Annotated in this window: 19 protein-coding genes; 12 read left to right on the top strand and 7 right to left on the bottom strand. The window is 46.6% G+C overall.

The genetic code is table 11. The annotated features are described in order from the left end of the window. Nucleotides 1–72 precede the first annotated feature (72 nt). Nucleotides 73–846: a hypothetical protein gene (locus OKC24_RS03345; RefSeq protein ID WP_265464795.1), complete on the bottom strand. Its 774-nt coding sequence runs from the start codon at nucleotides 844–846 to the stop codon at nucleotides 73–75. A 616-nt stretch (nucleotides 847–1,462) separates the two neighbouring features. Between OKC24_RS03345 and OKC24_RS03340 the strand changes: the two genes are divergently transcribed. The 6 genes from OKC24_RS03340 (at nucleotide 1,463) to OKC24_RS03315 (ending at nucleotide 6,956) form a co-directional block, all read left to right on the top strand. Further along, nucleotides 1,463–3,343, top strand: coding sequence for a DEAD/DEAH box helicase (locus OKC24_RS03340; RefSeq protein WP_130143924.1), 1,881 nt, complete (start codon nucleotides 1,463–1,465; stop codon nucleotides 3,341–3,343). A 381-nt stretch (nucleotides 3,344–3,724) separates the two neighbouring features. Then, on the top strand, nucleotides 3,725–4,540 hold the full coding sequence (locus OKC24_RS03335) for an ABC transporter ATP-binding protein (protein WP_130143923.1): 816 nt from the start codon (nucleotides 3,725–3,727) through the stop codon (nucleotides 4,538–4,540). Next, a complete protein-coding gene (gene mlaE / locus OKC24_RS03330) occupies nucleotides 4,540–5,319 on the top strand; it encodes a lipid asymmetry maintenance ABC transporter permease subunit MlaE (RefSeq protein ID WP_130143922.1) in 780 nt (259 codons plus the stop codon). Before OKC24_RS03335 ends, mlaE begins: the two co-directional genes overlap by 1 nt. Then, a complete protein-coding gene (gene mlaD, locus OKC24_RS03325) occupies nucleotides 5,319–6,002 on the top strand; it encodes an outer membrane lipid asymmetry maintenance protein MlaD (protein ID WP_130143921.1) in 684 nt (227 codons plus the stop codon). The genes mlaE and mlaD overlap by 1 nt, the downstream gene beginning before the upstream one ends. An 18-nt stretch (nucleotides 6,003–6,020) precedes the next feature. After that, entirely contained in the window at nucleotides 6,021–6,656 is a 636-nt protein-coding gene (locus OKC24_RS03320) for an MlaC/ttg2D family ABC transporter substrate-binding protein (protein ID WP_130143920.1), read from the top strand. Nucleotides 6,657–6,668: 12 nt separating this feature from the next. After that, a complete protein-coding gene (locus OKC24_RS03315; RefSeq protein WP_130143919.1) occupies nucleotides 6,669–6,956 on the top strand; it encodes an STAS domain-containing protein in 288 nt (95 codons plus the stop codon). Between the two features lie 93 nt (nucleotides 6,957–7,049). Here OKC24_RS03315 and OKC24_RS03310 read toward each other — a convergent pair whose 3' ends face one another. Continuing rightward, complete coding sequence (locus OKC24_RS03310; RefSeq protein WP_130143918.1) at nucleotides 7,050–8,063, bottom strand: CorA family divalent cation transporter; 1,014 nt, start codon at nucleotides 8,061–8,063, stop codon at nucleotides 7,050–7,052. Between the two features lie 154 nt (nucleotides 8,064–8,217). On the opposite strand from OKC24_RS03310, the gene OKC24_RS03305 reads away from it, so the two are divergent. Further along, nucleotides 8,218–8,814 (top strand): LOG family protein, encoded by a 597-nt coding sequence (locus OKC24_RS03305; RefSeq protein ID WP_005013031.1) that lies wholly within the window; start codon nucleotides 8,218–8,220, stop codon nucleotides 8,812–8,814. Continuing rightward, the gene (locus OKC24_RS03300) at nucleotides 8,811–9,209 is read left to right on the top strand and encodes an NUDIX hydrolase (protein WP_130143917.1); all 399 of its coding nucleotides are present in this window, start codon (nucleotides 8,811–8,813) and stop codon (nucleotides 9,207–9,209) included. The genes OKC24_RS03305 and OKC24_RS03300 overlap by 4 nt, the downstream gene beginning before the upstream one ends. Before the next feature lie 18 nt (nucleotides 9,210–9,227). Here OKC24_RS03300 and OKC24_RS03295 read toward each other — a convergent pair whose 3' ends face one another. After that, nucleotides 9,228–9,857, bottom strand: a complete 630-nt coding sequence (locus OKC24_RS03295) for a ComF family protein (protein WP_130143916.1) — start codon at nucleotides 9,855–9,857, stop codon at nucleotides 9,228–9,230. A gap of 120 nt (nucleotides 9,858–9,977) precedes the next feature. Next, nucleotides 9,978–12,023 (bottom strand): ATP-dependent DNA helicase RecG, encoded by a 2,046-nt coding sequence (gene recG, locus OKC24_RS03290; protein ID WP_131276120.1) that lies wholly within the window; start codon nucleotides 12,021–12,023, stop codon nucleotides 9,978–9,980. 50 nt (nucleotides 12,024–12,073) lie between these two features. Here recG and OKC24_RS03285 point away from each other — a divergent pair, with 50 nt between their 5' ends. Together OKC24_RS03285 and OKC24_RS03280 are read left to right on the top strand one after the other, a co-directional pair. Beyond that, the gene (locus tag OKC24_RS03285) at nucleotides 12,074–12,856 is read left to right on the top strand and encodes an NAD(P)H-binding protein (protein WP_265464793.1); all 783 of its coding nucleotides are present in this window, start codon (nucleotides 12,074–12,076) and stop codon (nucleotides 12,854–12,856) included. Between the two features lie 59 nt (nucleotides 12,857–12,915). Further along, nucleotides 12,916–13,644, top strand: coding sequence for a hypothetical protein (locus OKC24_RS03280; RefSeq protein ID WP_131276118.1), 729 nt, complete (start codon nucleotides 12,916–12,918; stop codon nucleotides 13,642–13,644). 124 nt (nucleotides 13,645–13,768) lie between these two features. Here the strand turns inward: OKC24_RS03280 and plsB are convergent, their stop codons facing one another. Continuing rightward, complete coding sequence (gene plsB / locus OKC24_RS03275; protein ID WP_131276117.1) at nucleotides 13,769–16,345, bottom strand: glycerol-3-phosphate 1-O-acyltransferase PlsB; 2,577 nt, start codon at nucleotides 16,343–16,345, stop codon at nucleotides 13,769–13,771. 289 nt (nucleotides 16,346–16,634) lie between these two features. Here plsB and OKC24_RS03270 point away from each other — a divergent pair, with 289 nt between their 5' ends. Both OKC24_RS03270 and OKC24_RS03265 read left to right on the top strand, forming a co-directional pair. Then, the gene (locus OKC24_RS03270) at nucleotides 16,635–17,507 is read left to right on the top strand and encodes an acyl-CoA thioesterase (RefSeq protein WP_131276116.1); all 873 of its coding nucleotides are present in this window, start codon (nucleotides 16,635–16,637) and stop codon (nucleotides 17,505–17,507) included. A gap of 395 nt (nucleotides 17,508–17,902) precedes the next feature. Beyond that, nucleotides 17,903–19,150, top strand: a complete 1,248-nt coding sequence (locus OKC24_RS03265; protein ID WP_130143909.1) for a dicarboxylate/amino acid:cation symporter — start codon at nucleotides 17,903–17,905, stop codon at nucleotides 19,148–19,150. Nucleotides 19,151–19,158: 8 nt separating this feature from the next. Here OKC24_RS03265 and OKC24_RS03260 read toward each other — a convergent pair whose 3' ends face one another. Beyond that, the gene (locus OKC24_RS03260) at nucleotides 19,159–19,572 is read right to left on the bottom strand and encodes a VOC family protein (RefSeq protein ID WP_131276114.1); all 414 of its coding nucleotides are present in this window, start codon (nucleotides 19,570–19,572) and stop codon (nucleotides 19,159–19,161) included. A gap of 149 nt (nucleotides 19,573–19,721) precedes the next feature. Beyond that, entirely contained in the window at nucleotides 19,722–20,666 is a 945-nt protein-coding gene (locus OKC24_RS03255) for a metal-dependent hydrolase (protein ID WP_130143907.1), read from the bottom strand. Between the last annotated feature and the right edge of the window lie 16 nt (nucleotides 20,667–20,682).

Genomic DNA, 20,682 nt, shown 5'->3' with positions numbered 1-20,682 from the left:
TTGAGTTTTAAAAAGCCTTCATGAAAATGAAGGCTTTTTTGTGCGATATTGAAAATAATGAAATTTATAAAATCAAATATGAGACAGAATTTCCCGTGAAAATTCTGGAAATTCTCTTTCACAATATATCTTAATTTGCTGAGCCTTTCTAAGCTCTTCTATCTCATATGAAGTACTGTCTTGTTTGTTTTTATCATAATGTTTCCATAAAGCTAAATAGTAGTTTTTATTCTTATATTTATGAAATACAAAAAACTCTCCGGTTAGTTTTCTTATAGGTTTTCCCTCTGCTTCCAATCTTTGTTTTAGTTTATTTATTGCTTCATCCTCAACTCCCAGTCTCATTAAAAAATGATCTAAGAATTGTTCTTTATAAAGGTTTAACAAAACATTCAAGGGTTTGTGTTCGCTACGCTCCATTCGCTTGTAAAACATTGAATTTATTTCTTTATGATATGCAGAGTTGCGATCGCCATATTTCTGTAAATAGAGTTTTTGAATAGGTAACAAACCACCTTCGATATAGTGTTTATAGTGCAGCCCTTTTAATCCCTTTTTGGAAATTTGTACTTCTTTTGAATATGATTGAAATTGTTCAGGTTTTTCTAGATGCTCAATTTCATTAATTATAGAAAGACTCTCTTCAAAGTGAAGCTCAATCAATTCTTTAATAAAAAGCCAGCTAAATCTATTTCCAATTAAATCTTTCCACTTGTGGGTTTTGAGTCTTCTTTGTAAGTTATAAAAAGACATTTCTAATTTTTCAAAAGTTTCCTTATCTGGGAAGTTAAAGTTTAAAACTTGATTAACTTCCTTAAAACTTAACTCATAAATTCTATCTTTCATGAAAAAATCCTTTCAGTTCAGTTCAGTTCAGTTCAGTTCAGTTCTAAATAAAAAACTGCTTTATCTAATTATGAATAAAACTCCCTAAAATTTTGGGTTCTGACAGCATAATTGAGATACAGATAGGAAATGGTTTTATGGTTCTTTTATAACTAAATTTTTATAAATTTCCTATACATCAAAGTATCAACCATTTAGGCATTTCCCTTTGTAAGGGTGAAAAAAGAAGTAAAGCTTTAGGTTTGGAGATATTTATCTGGCCTATTTAGTGGGGCCATTAAAAATCACTCACAGGAAAAAACAATAAAACTTCGTGACATTATTTTAAATTCTGCTATACTCCGCCCACGCACTAAATTACGTTCATTACCTGAACATTTCTCTTCTATATTGTGTATGCGCGTCCGGTCCAAAGAGAGGACAATATTTCGCGCCCCACCCAATCGCTTAAGCGATTCCTTCAGGTTGCGGCTGTTATCAAATGTGCGTTATACGCATCGTCGTTCTCGGATCGCCGCTGATTCTATATTTTCAGCGATTATTGCTGTGCCGCTTTTTGCCGATGTCCATCAGACCATATATTTAATGGAGCACCCACATTAGGGTGAATATCTCTATGAGCAAAACTTTTGCTGATTTTTCTTTAGACGAGTCGCTGCAACAAGCACTTGAGACTCTTGGTTTTACTACACCAACTCCTGTGCAGGAGCAATCAATTCCTGCAGCAATGGAAGGTAAAGACCTTCTTGTATCGAGCCAAACAGGTTCTGGTAAAACAGCTGCATTCTTACTCCCAACTTTAAATGCTTTAGCTGGCGAAGATACATTCCTGCCTTTCAAAGAACGTATGAAGGCTGTGACTCAACCAAACATTTTGGTTATTTCACCAACACGTGAACTTGCACAGCAAGTATGTCAAGACGCGATTGCGTTTGTACGCCACATGAAAGGCGTGCGTGTTGCTGCAATCATGGGCGGCATGCCTTTTGGTAAACAAATCCAGCAATTAAAAGGCGCGCAAGTTGTTGTTGCAACTCCAGGCCGTTTATTGGATCTTGTTAACCGCCGTCAAATCAAACTTGATAAAGTGGATGCTTTAATTGTCGATGAAGCAGACCGCATGCTTGATCTTGGCTTCTCTGAAGACCTTGAAGCAATCAGTGATTTGGCTGCAAACCGCAAACAAACATTAATGTTCTCTGCGACTTTTGCACCGCGCATCATTAATCTTGCTGAACGCATGATGAATGATCCGCAGCGTATTGCAATTGAAACAGGCCATTCTACAAATACAGACATCACCCAAACTTTACATTGGACTGATGGCTTCGAGCATAAGAAAAAATTGCTGACGCATTGGTTAAGTGCTGAAGATCTTGATCAAGCTGTTGTATTCGCTTCTACTCAAGAAGACACCGATATGCTGGCTGAAGAGCTTGCAGAAGCGGGCCTTTCAGTTGTCGCGCTTCATGGTGCAATGCCGCAAACTGTACGTAACCGCCGTTTGCGTTCTATTCGTGAAGGCCGTGCAAAAATTCTTGTTGCGACAGACGTTGCAGCGCGTGGTCTTGACGTACCGACAATTTCACACGTCATCAACTTCGGTCTTCCAATGAAGAACGAAGACTATGTACACCGTATTGGCCGTACAGGCCGTGCGGGCCGTACTGGTAAAGCAATCACTTTGGCGACTTACCGTGAACGCGGTAAAATCCGTGCTTTAGAAGACTATTTAGATGCACGTTTAGAAGTATCTGAAATCGAAGGTCTTGAGCCGTCTCCACCTCCTGCACGCGGTGGCCGTGATGGCGGCGGTCGTGGCCGTGATGGCGGTGGTCGTGGCCGTGGCGGTCGTGATGGCGGCCGTGGCGGTTTCGGTGGCGGTCGTCGTTTTGAAGGCGAAAGCAACTTTAAACGTCGCGAAGGCGGTGATGATCGTCCACGTCGCAGCTACGATGACAAACCTCGCGGTGATCGTCCATCATTTGGTGGTGAAGATCGTCCGCGCCGTGAGTTTAATTCAGATCGTCCACGCCGCGAAGGCGGTTTCGGTGATCGTCCGCAGCGTTCTTTTGATGACCGTCCAAAACGTGATTTTGGTGATCGTCCAGCGCCGCGCCGTGAAGGCGGTTTCGGTGACCGTCCGCAGCGTTCTTTTGATGACCGTCCAAAACGTGAATTCAACTCTGATCGTCCACGCCGTGAAGGCGGTTTTAACGATAAACCTCGTTTTAACTCGAATGATGACAACCGTGGCAACAGCGTAGATTACAAGCCGCGCCGTGAAGGTTCTTTCGGTGACCGTCCAAAACGTGATTTTGGTGACCGTCCAGCGCCACGCCGTGAAGGCGGTTTCGGTGACCGTCCGCAGCGTTCTTTTGATGACCGTCCGAAACGTACTTTTGGCGGTGAAGATCGTCCAAAACGCACTTTTGGCGAAGACCGTCCAAAGCGTGAGTTCAATTCAGACCGTCCGCGCCGTAAGTTTAACGACTAAACCTGGGGTTTAGTCCTAAATTGAAAAAAGCCAGTGTTTCCACTGGCTTTTTTTATTGCACATTTTATTTAATGAAATGTATACTGAGTCATATTTTCAATATTTTTTGATGATTATGAATAGCAAATCTGTTGAGTTGAAAAAAACGGCATTGATCGTTATTCTGCCTTACATTGGGCTGGCATTGCTCTTATCTAATATTTTTTACTACATTTATAACCGTTTTAATTGATCAAAACTGAAGTGCAATAAAAAATAGATCTTAAACAACAAATACAATACTGCGCTATTCCAGTAAAACTGATTACATGGAATGGTAACATTTTAAACTCTAATCCTTTATAGTATGCATGCTGAAAAAATGCAGGAAAACGCTCAGCTATGAATAATCAAACACCTCAGCAAGCTCAATCACTGATTGAAGTGAAAAATTTGAGCTTCAAGCGGGGCGAGCGTGTTATTTATGACAATGTGAGTTTAAACATACGCCGCGGACAAATTACGGCGATTATGGGACCTTCCGGTACGGGTAAGACCACGCTATTGCGATTGATTGGCGGACAGTTGACGCCTGATCAGGGTGAAGTGCTGCTGGATGGCAAGAACATTGGATTAATGACCCGCCAGGAACTTTTTGCCGCGCGCGCCAGAATGGGCATGCTGTTTCAAAGCGGCGCGCTATTTACCGATATGTCTGTCTATGAAAATGTCGCATTTCCGATCCGTGCGCATACTCAGCTGCCAGAGCATTTAATTGCTGAAATGGTGGCGCTGAAACTTGAATCAGTCGGGTTGCGCGGTACGGAACAATTCATGCCTTCTGAGCTGTCGGGCGGCATGAACCGCCGCGTGGCTTTGGCGCGCGCGATTGCGCTGGACCCGGAACTGATCATGTATGATGAGCCTTTTGCCGGGCAGGACCCGATTGTCATGGGTGTGCTGACCCGTCTAATCCGTTCGCTGCGGGATGCTTTGGATTTAACCACGATTATTGTGTCGCATGATGTTGCGGAGACCCTGTCAATTGCCGACTATATTTATGTGGTTGCAGAAGGCATAGTGCAGGGCGAAGGTACGCCAGAACAGCTGAAGGAGCATGCATCTCCTTTTGTGAAGCAGTTTTTGACGGGTTCAATCGAAGGCCCAGTGGATTATCAGTTCAGTCATCAACCTTATTTAAATCATGAGGTGCATTAATGAATGCAATTGCCTCATTAGGCAGGCGCGTCATTGAGCGCGTCCGCGGCATAGGCACAGCTGCGCTGATGCTGCTGCAGGTTTTATTTTCTTTGCCGACTTGGCTTGGCGTGCAGCTGTTTATTTACCAAATGTACCGTGTTGGCGTGATGTCGCTGCTGATTATTGTGGTCTCAGGCTTATTTATCGGCGCGGTGCTGGGCTTGCAGATGTACAGCATTCTAGTGACTTTTGGCAGTGAAGCGATGCTGGGCGCTGCGGTTTCTCTAACATTGTTGCGGGAGCTTGCGCCAGTAGTGGCTGCGCTGCTTTTCGCCGGCCGCGCCGGTTCTGCTTTGACCGCGGAAATTGGCTTGATGAAAGCCACTGAACAGCTGTCCAGCATGGAAATGATCGGTGTGGATCCTTTAAAGCGGGTGATTTCGCCGCGCTTATGGGCGGGTATTTTTAGCCTGCCGATGCTTTCAGTGATCTTTGCCGCCGTTGGCATTATGGGCGGAAAAATGGTTGGTGTGGATTTTCTTGGCGCCGATGAAGGCTCTTACTGGAGCGGTATGGAAAATGCCGTACAGTTTTATAAAGATATTTTTAACGGCACAGTTATTAAAAGTTTTGTGTTTGCATTTATTTGTACTGGAATTGCCGTGTATCAGGGCTATGCCTGTGAGCCGACATCCGAGGGAATTGCAACATCGACGACCCGTACCGTGGTGTATTCGTCGCTGTGTGTTTTAGGTTTTGATTTTGTGCTGACTGCGGTCATGTTTGGAGGTGTTTAATGAAATCACGTGCAAGTGAACTGGCCGTCGGTGTATTTGTTATTTTATTCGGAATTGCATTGTTTTTCTTAGCGATGCGCGTCAGTGGCCTAGTGGGCAATACCATGAAAGACCCTTATGAAATGACAGCGGTCTTTGAAAACGTCAATGGCATCAAGCCGCGCGCAAAAGTTGCGATGAGCGGTGTGAAAATCGGCCAGGTCGATGCCATAACCTTAGATCCTGTAACCCGTTTGGCAACGGTGCATATCACATTAGACGGCAGTCTGACGACGTTTAATCCGGAACAGCTGAAGCAAGTGCAAAAAGAGGCCTTAGAAGAATTGCGCTACAGCAGCGACTATGCAGCAGCAGATGCCGCGCAACAAAAAGCAATGGAAAAGCAGCTGATTGATAACATGAAATCCATCACGAATATTGATGAAGATGCTTATATTATGGTTGCAACCAATGGTTTATTAGGTGAAAAGTATTTGAAAATCATACCGGGCGGCGGCTTGAATTACCTGAAACGCGGTGACCGCATTGCCAATACCCAAGGTACGATGGAAATTGAAGATTTAGTGACTAAATTTGTGACTGGCGGCGCCGGAAAGTCATCAGAAAACTCGAGCAGTGCCCCAGCATCATCAGATAAAGCATCTGCAGAGCCAGCAGATGCAGAACCTGCATTTGTTGATTAATTACTAAGGAGATATTGCGTGAATACTTTATTTAAACAGACGCTTACAGCAAGCATTCTTTCAACCGTGATTGCGGGAACTGCTTTTGCTGCGCCGTCTGAAGCCCCGCCTGCATTTGTTAAAAAAGTCGCAGATGGCTTAATTTCACGCTTAAAAGCAGATCACAGCAAACTGCAAAACAACCCTGCAGCGGTCAAAGCGATTATCCGTCAAAATCTAGACCCGTATATTGATTCACAAGCGTTTACCCGGATTGTGATGGGGACGTATGCAACGAATCAATACAGTTCAGCAGCCCAGCGCGCTCAGTTTGAAAAGAACTTCCGCGAGACGCTGATTGAAAATTACGGCAGCGCATTTGCGAAATTTACCAACCAGACTTACAGCATGCGTCCATACAAAGACAATGGCAGCAAGAATCCGGTGGTGACCCTCGATTTCAACAATAACGGCGAAAAAATTCCTGTATCTTTCCAATTGGCGGATAAAGGTTCGCAATGGAAAATCCGTAATATTAATGTGTCAGGCATTGACCTTGGCTTGCAATTCCGCAACCAGTTTGCCGCAACAGTAAAGCGCAATGGAGGCAACTTGGATAAAGCAATTGCCAACTTCAAGCCAGATGCGGAAGCTGCGGTTGATAAGACAAAATAAGACAGGCCTTATATGATTAAGTTTGATCAGCAGGAAATGCAGGTTTCTGGAAAAATTGACTACAGCAATGCTGAGCAATATTACCAGAAGGGCCTGAACGTGATTCAAGCGCAATCCCAGTTTCCTGTTGTGGTGAATCTATCACAGCTGGAACATGGCAGTACGCTGGCTTTGGCGGTATTGGTGCGCTGGCTGCGTCAGACGCCGGATGCGCAAGGGCTGCAGTTTAAGGCTGTACCTGCAAAAATGATGAAGATCATTCAAGCCTGCCACTTAGAACATGACTTGCTGCTGATTTAATATAATTGATATCTGTAAAAGAAAGCGCCTTCAGGCGCTTTTTTATTGGGATAAACTCCTCCCTTTATTAAAGGGAGGCTGGGAGGGATTTTATCAAATCCATTTTTTCCAGCGGAAGTAAATCATTGGGCCAACTAAGAATGCGATCAGAATCAAGCTGACCACAATAAAGCTGGTTGCGCCATGCGCAAACGGCAGCACATCGGTGTTCATGCCGTAGATGCTGGCAATCAGCATGGGCGGCGCCAGCATGCTTGGCAGGATAGAGAAGCGGCGGATAGTATCATTCTGTTCGGTGTTAATGAATCCAGAGGTGGTGTCCAGCAGGAAGCGCACTTTTTGGAACAAGAAAGCGTCATGTTCAACCAGTGAGCGCACATCTTCACTGAGTTCCCGAATATCCGCATCATAAATATGGCTGCCCAAGGCGCGCGGACGCGACAGAAAGGTCAGCACGCGGCGCAAGTCAATCAGGCAGAGCTGGGCTTTCCCGAGCATATCTTCCAGCTGCGCTAAGCGCGTGATCATATCATCCAGATCTAAAATCATTTCACGGTGGCGGTTATTCAGCACTTCTGTGGAATACTTTTCCAAGTCCTTGTGGATATCTTCCAAGATATCCGCAAGCTCATCCAGCTTGGCTTCCAGCAGGCCCAGTAAAATCCAGGTCGGATCTTTATAGTCAATTTCATAGTCATTGCGGCGCGCGCGCGCGCGAAAAGCGCGGAAAGCCACCAGCTTTTCACCGCGCAGGGTGAATAGGCGCTCTTTATGCAAAATGAATGCAACCGTTTGCACTGTCGCTAAAATGCTGGAATTTTCTTCCGCTTCGCCATCAACCTGAAAATTTTTATTTTTCGTTAAAAAATACGTACTGATATGCAAAATACCGTCGTCATCACGGTAGAATCGTGCAGAAGACGAAATATCCTCCAGCGATTTCAGGGTCGGCATATTTTGACCGTAGGCATCTAAAATCCATTGCTGTTCTTCTTGAGAGGGGGCAATGAGGTCGAGCCAGACTAAATCAGGATGTAAATCAAAGTCGCCGTTAATGGTGGCGTCTTCCAAGCTACCGCGCTCTGTGGCGTAAAAGGCTTCAAGCATGCCGTCTTTTCTCCTTTGCGCAGTATGTGTAAATGAATGCGTGTATTTTAGACAAGGATTTGAAGAAATACACTGTTCGAATGGTTATTTTATTAAAAAAACTCCATGTAGTTTATTTTAGCGGCATGACAGATTGATAACACGGTGAAACTGAATGAAATCTATAGCAATTTTTTGCGGTTCTGCATTAGGAACAGACCCGATTTATTTAAAGATGGCGCAATTGGTTGGACAAACATTGGCTCAGCATCAAATTACGCTGGTGTATGGCGGCGGCCGCTCAGGATTAATGGGCATGGTGGCAGACAGCGCCCTGCAGGCTGGCGGCAAGGTGATCGGTGTGATTCCGAAGCAGCTGGTTGACCGTGAATTGGCGCATCCGGATCTCACAGAATTGCATATTGTTGAAAATATGCATGAGCGCAAAACGCAAATGTCAGAACTGGCTGACGGCTTTATTGCGATACCGGGCGGTGCCGGAACACTGGAAGAAATTTTTGAGCAGTGGACTTGGGCGCAGCTGGGGATTCATCAAAAACCGTGCGCATTTTTAAATGTTGACGGCTTTTATGATGATTTGCTTAAATTCATTCAAACCACTGTTGATAAAGGCTTTACCCATCAGCGTTTCAGCAGCAGCCTGATTGCATCGGACGGCATTGAAGAAATTCTGCAGCAGTTTAAAGCGTATGTGCCGCCGCAGCCTAAATGGGGCATGGCCGATCAGCAGAATTTAGTGAAACGTGCATGAAAGTAATTACTGTTGCGGCAGGAATTGTCCTGAACGATCAGCATCAATTGCTCTTGGTGCGCAAGAAAAATACGTCATGCTTTATGCAGGTGGGCGGCAAGCTTGAGCCGAATGAATTGCCTGAACACACCATTATTCGGGAAATTGAAGAGGAAATCGGCTGCACGGCGCAAATTCAGCATTATTTAGGCCGCTTTGAAACGCCGGCAGCCAATGAGCCAGATCATCTGCTGGTCAGCTATGTTTACCATGTTACTTTAGACCGAAACCCGGAAGTTCAGGCGGAAATTGCGGAAATGAAATGGGTGGGTTTGGATGATGCAGAAACAGCGCTAGCGCCATTAACCTCAGAAATTGTGATGCCATGGGTTAAGCAGTATCTGGCATCAGCTTAACAGTCTTTTTCTGTGCTGCTATTGAGCAGCCGCTAAGCATACCGCGGATATCTGCTGGCAGTTCAGCTGTTCTAAACACTGTTTTAGGGCGTGAATGGAGCTGCCGGTGGTCACCACATCATCTACAATCAAGACTTTTCGGTAACGAACTCTTAGCTGTTCATTCATTACAAACTGCTGCTGAATATCCTGCAAGCGCTCTAAGCGGCTGAGGCCTTTCTGCGAGTGCTGCTGCAAGCGCTGAATTGGCTGCCAGATGGGGACATTTAAATGCGCAGACAATCCTTTGGCCAGCAGCAGGGATTGGTTATAGCCGCGTTCAGTCAATTTTTCCAAAGAGATCGGCATCGGCACGATGGCTTGAATTTTAGGCAGCTTTAATTCGCGCAGTAAACCAGCCAGCGCCGTTTGATAATGCAGATGCTGCTGATATTTAAATTGCTGAATGATGCGGTCTAAAGGATAAGCATAATGGCAGGCGCTAAAAACCTGCATTTCCTGACGCAAAACGGGTTCTTTTAGCCAAGGCAGGCTGTTCCAGCAGTCTTTGCATAATGTATGTTTGTGCTGTGCATCGATGCCGCAGAGCACGCAAGGCAGCATCTGCTTTAAGCCGTGGCGCATGAAGCTGTTGAATATGTTTAGCATCTTTTTTCTCGTTCTTTTTTATTGAATTGTTTTTTTGTGGTTATTTATGCCGCATTATCAACACTTGCTGCTGCGGGCGGCTCATTTCAGTTTTGAATGTTTTTGCTGCTGTAAAATTGTTTAAACATAGGCATAGCGTGGCGCTTCAGGCAGCCAGCGTTTAAGCAGGGCTTCTGCATTTTGCGGATAATTCTGTAAAATCTGCTGCGCCACATAATGCGCCTGATTCAGCAGGTGGTCATCGCGTTCTAATTTGGCGACGCGAAAGCCCATATCGCCGGTTTGCTTGGTGCCTAAGAGTTCACCCGGCCCGCGCAGTTCCAAATCTTTTTCCGCAATCATAAAGCCGTCATTGGTTTCACGCATGATGCGCAGCCGTTCCTGTCCATTTTGTGACAGCGGACTCTTATACAGCAGGGCGCAGAAGCTGGCTTTGGCGCCGCGTCCCACCCGTCCGCGCAATTGGTGCAATTGAGAAAGCCCCAGGCGTTCCGCATTTTCAATCACCATAATCGAGGCATTCGGCACATCCACACCCACCTCAATGACGGTGGTGGCAATCAGCAATTGCAGTTCATTGTTTTTAAACTGCTGCATCACGGCCTGCTTTTCATCGGCTTTCATTTTGCCATGCACCAGTCCGATATTCAGTTCAGAAAAACGCTCTTTAATTTCGGCAAAGGTGGCTTCAGCGGCTTGCGCATCTAAGGTTTCAGACTGTTCCACCAGTGTGCAGACCCAATAGGCCTGTTTGCCTTCGGCGCAGTTGCTGGCAATACGCTGCAGAACTTCTTCCCGCCGATCCAGCGGGATGGTCACGGTTTGAATCGGCGTACGGCCGGGCGGCAGTTCATCAATCACTGAAGTATCCAAATCGCCATAAGCAGACATGGCTAATGTGCGCGGAATAGGCGTTGCGGTCATCACCAGCTGATGCGGTGTCATGCCGTTCAGGCCTTTATTGCGCAGCGCCAAGCGCTGATCGACGCCAAAGCGGTGCTGCTCATCAATAATGACAAGGCCAAGTTTAGCGAAGGCGACATTGTCTTGAAACAGCGCATGGGTGCCAATGACCAGATTTGCTGTGCCATTTTGGATGGCCTGTTCAGCCGCCGCGCGCGCTTTGCCTTTTTGCTTGCCGGAGAGCCAAGACACCGTCAGGCCCAAAGGCTCAAACCATTTTTTAAAATTCAGATAATGCTGTTCGGCCAGAATTTCAGTGGGCGCCATTAGCGCCACCTGCCAGCCTTCTTCTAGGGCATGGCAGGCTGCAACGCCAGCTACCAGTGTTTTACCCGCGCCGACATCGCCCTGTACTAGGCGCAGCATCGGTTTGTTTTGTTTTAAATCTTTGGCAATTTCTTTAGATACCCGCTTTTGAGCGCCGGTCATTTCAAAAGGCAGCGTGCTGAGCAGGGCTTTGGCAAAAGTTTGGCTGGGGCTGAACGAGGGCGCTTCAATCTGCTGCACATAGGCGCGGCGGGTCAATAGGCTGACTTGATGCGCCACCAGTTCTTCAAAAATCAAACGCTGCTGGGCAGGATGTGAGCCTTGCGTCAGCTGCAGCATATTGGCATTTACCGGCGGATGGTGAATATAATCCAGCGCTTGTTTCAGCGCATAGCCATTGGTGAATTTCTGCGGCAGCAGTTCGGGCAGATGATCACTGTGATTTTCTAAAGCCTGCTTAACGTATTCACGCAGCTTGGGCTGGGTCAGACCATCGGTGGCAGGGTAAATGGCGGTCAATTGAGTCTGCAGCAGCGGGGTGCGCTCTGTAATCAGCTGCAGTTCGGGATGGTACGTTTCCAGCCCGCGCGCGCCAACGCGGATTTCACCAAAGATGCGCAGGCGGGCGCCCATTTTCACGCGGTCGGTAATGCCTTTATAAATATGGTAAAAACGTAAGGTGACTTTGCCCGTATCATCGTCCAGCAACACCGCCATAGATTTGCGTTTTCCCGGCGGGAAGTCCACACTTTTCACTATGCCTTCGAGTAAGTAGCTGCGTCCAGCCGTGAGCTGATTCATGGGGATAATGGTGCTGCGGTCTTCATAGTCGCGCGGCAAATGAAACAGCAAGTCGTCGGTGGTAAAAATGTGGAGTTTTTCGAGCAATGCGGCCGCAGCATTTCCTACGCCTTGCAATTGATGAACGGCAGCCATTTTCCCTCAGTATATCTTCAAACAGAAATAAATCTGTGATTAGGTGTTAAATGCATATTTTATTTATAGGTTATGGTAAAACATCTCAGCGCGCGGCAAAACAGTTATTTGCGCAGGGCCACCAAATTACCACAATCAGCCGAAGCCCGAAAACTGACGCGTATGCCAATCATCTGATTCAGGATGTGCATCAATTGGATTTAAGCGGCATAGCGCCTGTAGATGCGGCCTATGTGCTGCTGTCGCCAAATGCATCGACTGTAGAGGCTTATCAGCAGACTTATGTGGATACCGTTCAGCCCATTGTCCAGGCTTTAAAAAAGCATCCGATTCAAAAAATCATCGTGGTGTCTTCTACACGGGTGTATGGCAAGAATGCGGGTGAGCGTGTGGGAGATGAAACGATACCCATGCCAAGTGATGAGCAGGGCAGGCTGCTCTTGCAGATGGAACAGCTGTATCGAGCGGTGTTTCCTGAACAGTGCGTGATTGTCCGTCCGACAGGAATTTATGGAACATCTGCTGCACGCATGCAGACGCTGGCAGCGACGACAAAGAGCTATCCAAATATTCATTGGGCAAACCGCATTCATATTGATGATCTGGCGCGTTTTTTAGTGCATCTGCTTCACGTGGAACATACAGAAAAATCATATATTTGCACCAATAATTTACCGCAGCCTTTGCATGAGCGGATTTTGGCAATTCAACGTTCATTAAGTTTGCCCGAGCTGGTGCTGGAAAGCGGCAGGGAAAAGGGGAAACGGATTTTTGCGGAGCGGATGGTGGCGTGCGGATTCAGGTTAGAGTATAGGGATAACATGATTTTATAATAATTTAGAATAATTTTTTGATACATATTCAAATAGAGAAATAGGAAAAGGATAAATAAATGGTAGGTTTTGTTTCAGGAACATTGGTTCATACAGATAAGGGGCTGGTACCTATTCAAGAAGTTAAAGTTGGTGATTTGGTTTGTGTAAAATCAACTTCGGATGAACTTATAGGGGCGCGGGTAAAAGGAATAATAGTAAATCAAGAGCAGGAAATCTGGGCGCTGACGTATTTTAATCCTATTCCTGTCAATGGTTTTTTTAATAGAGCAATTGTTTTGGTTGCTTCAGATCAGCAGGTTTGGGTGAGTGAATACGAAGATGATGTTGGTGAGGTGAATGCAATCAATGGTTGGGTGAGGGTGGATGAGCTTTACCAGTGTGAAGCAAAAGGGCTGCTGGAGAATCAGCAGGTGATTGGCTTAGTTGCCAATCCTATTTTGGCAACGCCTAGTTTATCTTTAGGGTATACTGTTGAAGAGTTTGAATGGAATCCAGAATATCTTTGTACAGTTAATAGTGGTCAGACAGCGTTGTTCGGGATAAAGCATCTTACAGGCGGTTTAGCTTCAAGGTATGATGTAGAAAAGGAGATAGTGCCTTATAACAAAGAGGTGATTAAAATTGCACAACTTGATGATGTGCCTGTTGCTGAGTTTTTAGCTTATTATCAAAATGCGCAATTAAAAGGATACGAACATAAATTCAAGCATTCAACTTACCAATTGCAACTAGATCAACATCAGTATTATTTTGTACAGAAAAAAGGGATTTTGGTGCATCAATAATTTAAAAAATTTGATGAATGAAATATTGAGAAGTTCCTCCTTCTGTAGGGAGGAGGTTAGGTAAAATTTTTTTCACATCACCTCTCCCTAACCCTCTCCTACAAGGAGAGGGGATTTAAGGTGCTTATTTCTTCTTGCGCTTTAAGCGTTTCTTAGCTTGTTCAGCTGCCACTTTATCTAAAGTCTCCTTGAGCTCTTCATCGCTGAAGGTGGTGATATGCTGCAGCATTTGCAGAGTCACATCATCCAAGACCAAATTGGCGTATTGCGCCACGTTCTTAAAGTTGTCATCAAAGACAATCGAGCCTTCTTCATTTTTGCCAATATAGTTTTGCTCCGTCAGCACCTTAATAAAGCTTTGGAACAGCGCTTTGTCAAAGAACTCTGGCGAGTTGAACTCATACAGCACAGATAGGCGCTGACCCACCAAATGGCTCAGCTCTTCCACCTGACGGGTCGAAATATTGCCCGAACCGCGCTGGGTAATCAGTGCCAGCGTCATGTAATAGCGCTCTAGGCTTTGCATCACAGGCGCAGCCAACACCACCAGCTGATTGTGATTTTCACTGTTCGGCAAAGGAGAAAGCAGGTTGCCTTCGGCATCTTCTGAAATCAGCTTGGCGTGAATCAGTGCATCTGCATAGGCGCAGATCTGATCTTTCAGCTCTTCATCCTGCCATTTTAAAAACAGTTCAGCTTTTAAGAACGGATACAGCGTGCGGATCACATTGATCAAGTCACCCCGGCGGATTGAACCGTTGTGTTCAACCAAGGCCGCAATTAACGACGGCAAGACAAAGGCATGCAGAATGTTATTGCGGAAGTAGGTCAGCAGCACAGCTTGATTGTCTGCAATGGCAATAATATCGCCTAAAACATGCTTCACACGCTTAATCAGTTTCAGCTTCAAGCCGTAAGCAATAATTTCCTTGCCGGACAGCGGCGTCACTTGCATGCGCGCATCATACGGCAGCGCGGTCAGCAGCTTGCGGTAGGTATCCAGCTGTTTTACGCAGATTTCTTCATCCAGCGTATGTTTTGGCGTTGCCAGTAAAATCAGCGACAGCAAAGAGACTGGATTGATGACGACTGCACGGTTGATATTTTCCATAATCGCATGCGCAGCACTGTTCACAGCATCGGATACTTCCTGCGGAATTGGCGCGTCATTGCGTTCTACCGTGATTTGATCTGCACCGTGCTGTTTCAGCATGTCATCTAAAAATACCGGTTCGCCGAAGTTCACATGCACTTTGCCAAAAATGCGTTCAATTTTACGCAAGGTTTTCACAATGCCTAAAATGGATTCGCCTTCTTTCGGCTTGCCGTTCATTTCACCGACATAGGTTGCGCCTTCCATCAGGCGTTCATAGCCGACATAGGTTGGCAGGAACACAATCGGTTTTGCGCGCCCGCGCAAGTGGCTGTGCACAGTCATGGCCAGCATGCCGGTTTTAGGCGGCAATAAGCGGCCTGTGCGTGAACGCCCGCCTTCAATAAAGTATTCAATAGGCGTATTGCGCGACAGAATGCTGTACAGATACTCTTTGAAAACGGTAGTGTAGAGGCCGTTGCCGCGGAAGGTGCGGCGGATGAAGAAGGCGCCGCCGCCGCGCAGAATCTGACCGACAAAGGGCATGTTCAGGTTGTCGCCGGCGGCAATGTACGGCACCATCAGGCCGCGCTTATAAATCACATAAGACAGCAATAAGTAGTCAATATGGCTGCGGTGGCATGGGGTATAGATAATCTCGTAATCTTTGGCCAGCTCACGCACGGTGCTGAAATTGTGCACTTCTACGCCGTCATACAGCTGCGTCCATAAGCGGGTCAGCGCAACATCGGCAAAACGCACAGTTGAATGCGAATAGTCCGATACGATTTCCTTTAAATAGCCGATGGCGCGGCGTTCAGCTTCCACCATGCTGACTTTGCCGCGGATGCTTTCGCGGCGGATGGCATCCTGCACATCCGGCGCTTTAATCAGGCCATGCATCACATTGCGGCGGTCAGATAAATCCGGGCCCAGCACCACTTCACGCTGCGCATCTAAATAATCATTTAAAGTGCTGGTGATATACGTTGCAGGAGAGGAATTCGGGTGTGTAGTTTTGGCGTAATCAATCAAATTACGCAAAGACTGGCCTTCATGAAACTCAATATAGGTTTGACGGCCATGCAGGCCAATATTCACCAGCTGTTTCACTTTGCTTGGTGTAGACCATGTATCAGTAAATAACAGCTTCAGCCATGAATCCTCTTTTTCCGGATCGCGGCCCCACAGCAGGGTCACTGGAATCAGTTCTACATCTAAATTCGGCTGCTGTTCTAAAGCTTCAATCAAGCGCAATAAGCGCGGCGGAAAGGCATGCGGCGGCGGATTCAGCAGATTGTTTTCATCGCGGTGCTGTAGAAAAAGCATAGAAGCTTTTTCGATGTGATTGCCTAGCACCAGCGGATTCAGCGCCGGATGCAGCTTCAGGCGGCGGGTTTCACCATCCACCACCAGCGCGTTGCTGCGCGAGTGGTTCAGCATGACATAACAGACAATTTTCTGCGGGGGGCTTGTGCTGTCTTCGCTCTGGGCGGCAAGAGCTGCCGGTTCTGCAGGAATTTCTCCCAGAACGTGCGGGGTTACGACAAGGTCAAGCAGCTTGCTGGAAAGCTTTCTATATATTTGACCAAAACCACTTTTGGACATACAAACTCCTCGTTAAACGGCCGGAATTTTTTAAAATGCAGGGGCGGCCGGTTATTTTGCATAATTGTACTGAAAAACAGCCAGTCATTTTCTGGTAAATCACAGGCTAAGTGTAAGATTTTATCGTTAAAAAGCATATTTTGAGCAGATTATTGAAAAAATTCGCCGTGACACGGCAGTCAGCCAATCTCTAGGGATTTACTCTGAATTTATGGCAATATAGGCGTATTCTGCATGCATGCTATTTTTGCCTGATTTTGGGCAATCCCAAACATTTGATAGGTTGCTTATGAATGCCTTAACACAGGAACTCGTAGAACTGCTCAGCTTGGAAAAGCTGGAAGAAAATATTTTCCGCGGGCAAAGCCGCAATTTGGTGGGTAAGCGGGTATTCGGTGGCCAGGTTTTAGGACAGGCTTTAAGAGCTGCGTCATATACTGCAGACAGCCCAGCGCATTCACTGCATGCATACTTTTTGTATGGCGGTGATATCAATGCGCCGATTATTTATGAAGTCGACCGCCTGCGGGACGGCAAAAGCTTTTCCAGCCGCCAAGTGCGCGCCATTCAGCATGGCCGCACCATCTTTACCGCAATGATTTCTTTTGCAGGGCAGGAAGATGGCTTGAATTATCAAATTTCTGAGCCTGAATTGCCTGCGCCGGAAAGCTTGAAAAATGAAGCCGAGCTGAAAAAGCAAATGGTGGAATTTGTGCCGGAAAATGTCCGCGCCAGCTTTATGCGCGACCGCCATATTGAAATCCGTCCAATCAATCCGAGCAACCCTTATCAGCCGCAGCCTGAAGCGCCGACCTATGCGCATTACTTGCGCACGCACGATCCGATTGCGCCTGAAGTGGATGACATTTCACTGCATCAGGCGATTGCGGCCTTTTATTCGGACTTTACCTTAATGACGACGGCGCTGCGTCCGCATGGCTTGAGCTATTTGTCGCCTAGCTTGCAATGCGCTAGCATTGATCATGCCATGTATTTCCATAAGCCCTTCCGTGTTGATGAGTGGGTGCTTTATGATATGGACGCAACGGTCAGCGCCAATTCACGCGGCTTAAATTTTGGCCGCATGTGGCAAAAAGGCCAGCTGGTCTGCAGCACGACTCAGGAAGGCTTAATCCGTTTGCGTGAAATTGAAACGCAATAAGCGCTTGCATGCCATAAAAAAACTGGACCCTGTGTCCAGTTTTTTTATGCGGCCGGCGATAAGACCTTGATCCGCGGCTTATCTGCAATGGGGAACATCGTCGGAGATGTCTTTATGGCAGCCATGACCGGGGTGGGCAAATGCCGCGCTGATGTGCAGCAGCAGGACAGTGATCAGAATAATTTTTTTCATTGTGAACCTCTTATAATTATTTGCTTAGACGAGTCTCTGATGAAGCATATTTTATGCCGTGAGTTCCGCAAAGTATTGCTGATTCAGATAAAGTGAGCGCTGTATTTTGCGCTATTTGTGCTGAGCTTGTGACAAAAAAATCCTCGATTCTGCAGGGGCGGCATGGCATAGTGCCAGCAGGAAGACATCAATAAGCATACGCCATGAGCTTGAATACACAGATTTTAATTGCCGCAATTCTGGGTGTGGCCTTTGGTTTTTTACTCAACCTGTTTCCGCAAACTCCATTTTTTAATGCCAGCCTGTATGGTTTAGGCATTATCAGCAGTGTGTTTATCGGCCTGCTGAAAATGCTGCTGATCCCGCTGATTTTCAGTTCGATTGTGGTTGGCGTTGCGAATTTGCAGGCCGGCGGGCAGCTGAGCAGAACATGGAAAATTACTTTAGCCTGCTGTGTCACCACCACCACTTTAGCGCTGATTTTAGGCTTAGCCTGCGCGCATATTTTTGAGGTGGGCAAGGGAGTCGATGTTGTGATGTTTCAGGATGCGATGAATCAGCATCAAACCCCGGATACTTTAACGCCTGCATCATTTTTTACGAATTTTATTCAAAACACCCTGATTAATCCTTTTAAGGCTTTTGCAGAAGGCAATGTGCTGGCCGTGGTGGTGTTTGCCTTATTCATAGGCGCCGCTTTGGTGACAGGCGGAGAGAAATTCCGCAGTGTGCGCAAGCTCAGCCAGCAGTTTTTTGACATCATGATGCTGATGATTGGCTGGGTAATGAAGCTGGCGCCGCTGGGCATTTTTGCCTTGCTGGCCAAGCTGATTGCAACAGAAGATATTACGGTGCTGAGCCGTTTGGCTGAGTTTGCCGCCGTTGTAACAGGAACCACGATTTTTCATGGCGCAGTGGTATTGCCAGCGCTGTTGTGGATTTTTGGCAAGATGAGCCCGATCACATTCTTTAAAGGCACGCGTGCGGCGCTGATTACCGCATTTGCCACCAGTTCCAGTTCCGCCACCATGCCGCTGTCCATGAAATGCGCGCAGGAAAATTTAGGCGTGCGCCCGCAAACGGCAGGCTTTGTCATTCCGCTGGGTACACAGTTGAATATGGATGGTACGGCGCTGTATGAGGCTGCTGCTGCACTGTTTATTGCCAATTTAATGGGCTTGGATTTAAGTCTAGGGCAGCAGCTGGTAGTTTGCGCCACAGCCATGATTGCTTCATTAGGCGCGCCGGGCATTCCAAGTGCAGGCATGGTGACCATGATTATGGTGCTGCAGTCTGTGGGCTTGCCAGCCGAAGCCATTGCAATTTTATTGCCGATTGACCGTTTACTGGATACCGTTCGGACCGTGGTCAATGTGCAAGGCGATATGATGATTAGTGTGGTGGTTGACCGTCATACCAAAGATCTGGAACAGCCTGCGCTGCAGCATTAAATGCATGTTTAAGGGAAACAGGGATTATAGGCAATTTCCCACAGATGTCCGTCCAAGTCCTGAAAATAGCCTGCATAGCCGCCGTAAAACCTAGGCTGTGTGGGTTTTATTTCTTTGGCGCCTGCGAGTATGGCTTGCTGCATAAGCTGATCAACTTCAGTTTGGCTTGAAACATTGTGGCCTAACGACATTTGTGTGGCGCAAAAGGCAGTTTTCTCTAAGCCTGTATCATGACTCAAGCTGTTCTGCGGCCAGAGGGCTAATTTAAGACCCTGCTGCAAATCAAAAAAAGCCACAGCGCCGTATTCAAACTCTGTTCCAATCATGCCTTGGCTTTTCAGCCCTAATCCTTGATGGTAAAACTCAAATGCGGCATCCAGATCTTTAACCGCAAGGGTGATGACGCTAAGGTGCTGGCGCATGTGCAGATCCTCATTATTCTTGTATGGATTCATTGATCCTAGCGTGTTTGCAACAAAGCTTGTTAAGCCAACTGTTTCAATAAATGTGCTTGCATCAGGCCTAAAAAAGCAGGACCTAAGCCTGCTTTTTCAAAGACGAAACTAATGTGTTATGCGACTTTTAGTGTTGCGCGTTTGGCTGCAGGGGACTGATCTAAATACGCAATCGCATCCTCTGTTTTAGCTTCATGCAGTGGATCGTACCACGGCATCAGATAACCCAGCTGCTGCGATACCAGCCAAAGCGGATGCGGCATCATGCCATTGTCTTTTTGCGCAATGCGCGCCCATTCGCGCCAAATCCAAGGTTTATACACGGCCGGCTTAATTGATGCATAACGGGGGTCTTGTCCCATGATATGCGCTGCGCCATCCACCCAAAGGCCTAGCACGGCAGCAATTACAATGACGCTTTGATAGTAACGCGAGACATAGCCGCCGCCTAAATGGCGATACAGATCAAATGCAACGGTACGGTGTTCAATTTCTTCAGCGCCGTGCCATTTGACCAAATCCAGCATGTTTGGATCTGCGCCTAAGCGCTCCCATTCTTTATTCTGCAGGACATATTTGCCCAGTACACAGGTCATGTGTTCAACCGTGGCAATAATGCCTAAACGGAATAGATCCCATTGAGGCTCTAATGCTTTTGGCATATTCAGACCCATCGGCTGGTCTGCGAGGACCTTGCCAAAAAGATAATCCATCACTTTTAAATTGCGGCTAACGTCAATATTGCGCAAGCTGAGATATTCTTTATTGGCAGAGCTGTGCGCCTGCGCGTGCATTGCTTCTTGTCGAATAAATGCTTTGACGTCTTCTGCCAGTTTTTCATCGGTGATTTGAGGCAGGACTTTGTTGTACAGACGGCAGAACCAAAATTCACCCGCAGGCAAAATCATATTGATTTCATTAACGAAGTAGCTGACAAAAGGCTGGTTCGGAATCCAGTCGACAGGGGTATTCTGCCATTCAAATTTAACTTTCCTGGGTTTAATGCTGTAGCGGATAGAAGAGCCGATTTTTGATTTTTTAAAGCGGGAGAGCAGAGTCATGAAAATATCCTTATTA

The sequence above is a fragment of the Acinetobacter entericus genome, assembly GCF_026168575.1.
In the GTDB taxonomy this organism is placed as follows: domain Bacteria; phylum Pseudomonadota; class Gammaproteobacteria; order Pseudomonadales; family Moraxellaceae; genus Acinetobacter; species Acinetobacter bouvetii.
This window is presented reverse-complemented; position numbering and strand designations above follow the sequence as displayed.

What these genes read in the sequence shown, in the direction of transcription:
- OKC24_RS03345 (WP_265464795.1), bottom strand. Translation starts at nt 846, where the DNA reads ATGAAAGATAGAATTTATGAGTTAAGTTTTAAGGAAGTTAATCAAGTT.
- OKC24_RS03340 (WP_130143924.1), top strand. Translation starts at nt 1,463, where the DNA reads ATGAGCAAAACTTTTGCTGATTTTTCTTTAGACGAGTCGCTGCAACAA.
- OKC24_RS03335 (WP_130143923.1), top strand. Translation starts at nt 3,725, where the DNA reads ATGAATAATCAAACACCTCAGCAAGCTCAATCACTGATTGAAGTGAAA.
- mlaE (WP_130143922.1), top strand. Translation starts at nt 4,540, where the DNA reads ATGAATGCAATTGCCTCATTAGGCAGGCGCGTCATTGAGCGCGTCCGC.
- mlaD (WP_130143921.1), top strand. Translation starts at nt 5,319, where the DNA reads ATGAAATCACGTGCAAGTGAACTGGCCGTCGGTGTATTTGTTATTTTA.
- OKC24_RS03315 (WP_130143919.1), top strand. Translation starts at nt 6,669, where the DNA reads ATGATTAAGTTTGATCAGCAGGAAATGCAGGTTTCTGGAAAAATTGAC.
- OKC24_RS03310 (WP_130143918.1), bottom strand. Translation starts at nt 8,063, where the DNA reads ATGCTTGAAGCCTTTTACGCCACAGAGCGCGGTAGCTTGGAAGACGCC.
- OKC24_RS03305 (WP_005013031.1), top strand. Translation starts at nt 8,218, where the DNA reads ATGAAATCTATAGCAATTTTTTGCGGTTCTGCATTAGGAACAGACCCG.
- OKC24_RS03300 (WP_130143917.1), top strand. Translation starts at nt 8,811, where the DNA reads ATGAAAGTAATTACTGTTGCGGCAGGAATTGTCCTGAACGATCAGCAT.
- OKC24_RS03295 (WP_130143916.1), bottom strand. Translation starts at nt 9,857, where the DNA reads ATGCTAAACATATTCAACAGCTTCATGCGCCACGGCTTAAAGCAGATG.
- recG (WP_131276120.1), bottom strand. Translation starts at nt 12,023, where the DNA reads ATGGCTGCCGTTCATCAATTGCAAGGCGTAGGAAATGCTGCGGCCGCA.
- OKC24_RS03285 (WP_265464793.1), top strand. Translation starts at nt 12,074, where the DNA reads ATGCATATTTTATTTATAGGTTATGGTAAAACATCTCAGCGCGCGGCA.
- OKC24_RS03280 (WP_131276118.1), top strand. Translation starts at nt 12,916, where the DNA reads ATGGTAGGTTTTGTTTCAGGAACATTGGTTCATACAGATAAGGGGCTG.
- plsB (WP_131276117.1), bottom strand. Translation starts at nt 16,345, where the DNA reads ATGTCCAAAAGTGGTTTTGGTCAAATATATAGAAAGCTTTCCAGCAAG.
- OKC24_RS03270 (WP_131276116.1), top strand. Translation starts at nt 16,635, where the DNA reads ATGAATGCCTTAACACAGGAACTCGTAGAACTGCTCAGCTTGGAAAAG.
- OKC24_RS03265 (WP_130143909.1), top strand. Translation starts at nt 17,903, where the DNA reads ATGAGCTTGAATACACAGATTTTAATTGCCGCAATTCTGGGTGTGGCC.
- OKC24_RS03260 (WP_131276114.1), bottom strand. Translation starts at nt 19,572, where the DNA reads ATGCGCCAGCACCTTAGCGTCATCACCCTTGCGGTTAAAGATCTGGAT.
- OKC24_RS03255 (WP_130143907.1), bottom strand. Translation starts at nt 20,666, where the DNA reads ATGACTCTGCTCTCCCGCTTTAAAAAATCAAAAATCGGCTCTTCTATC.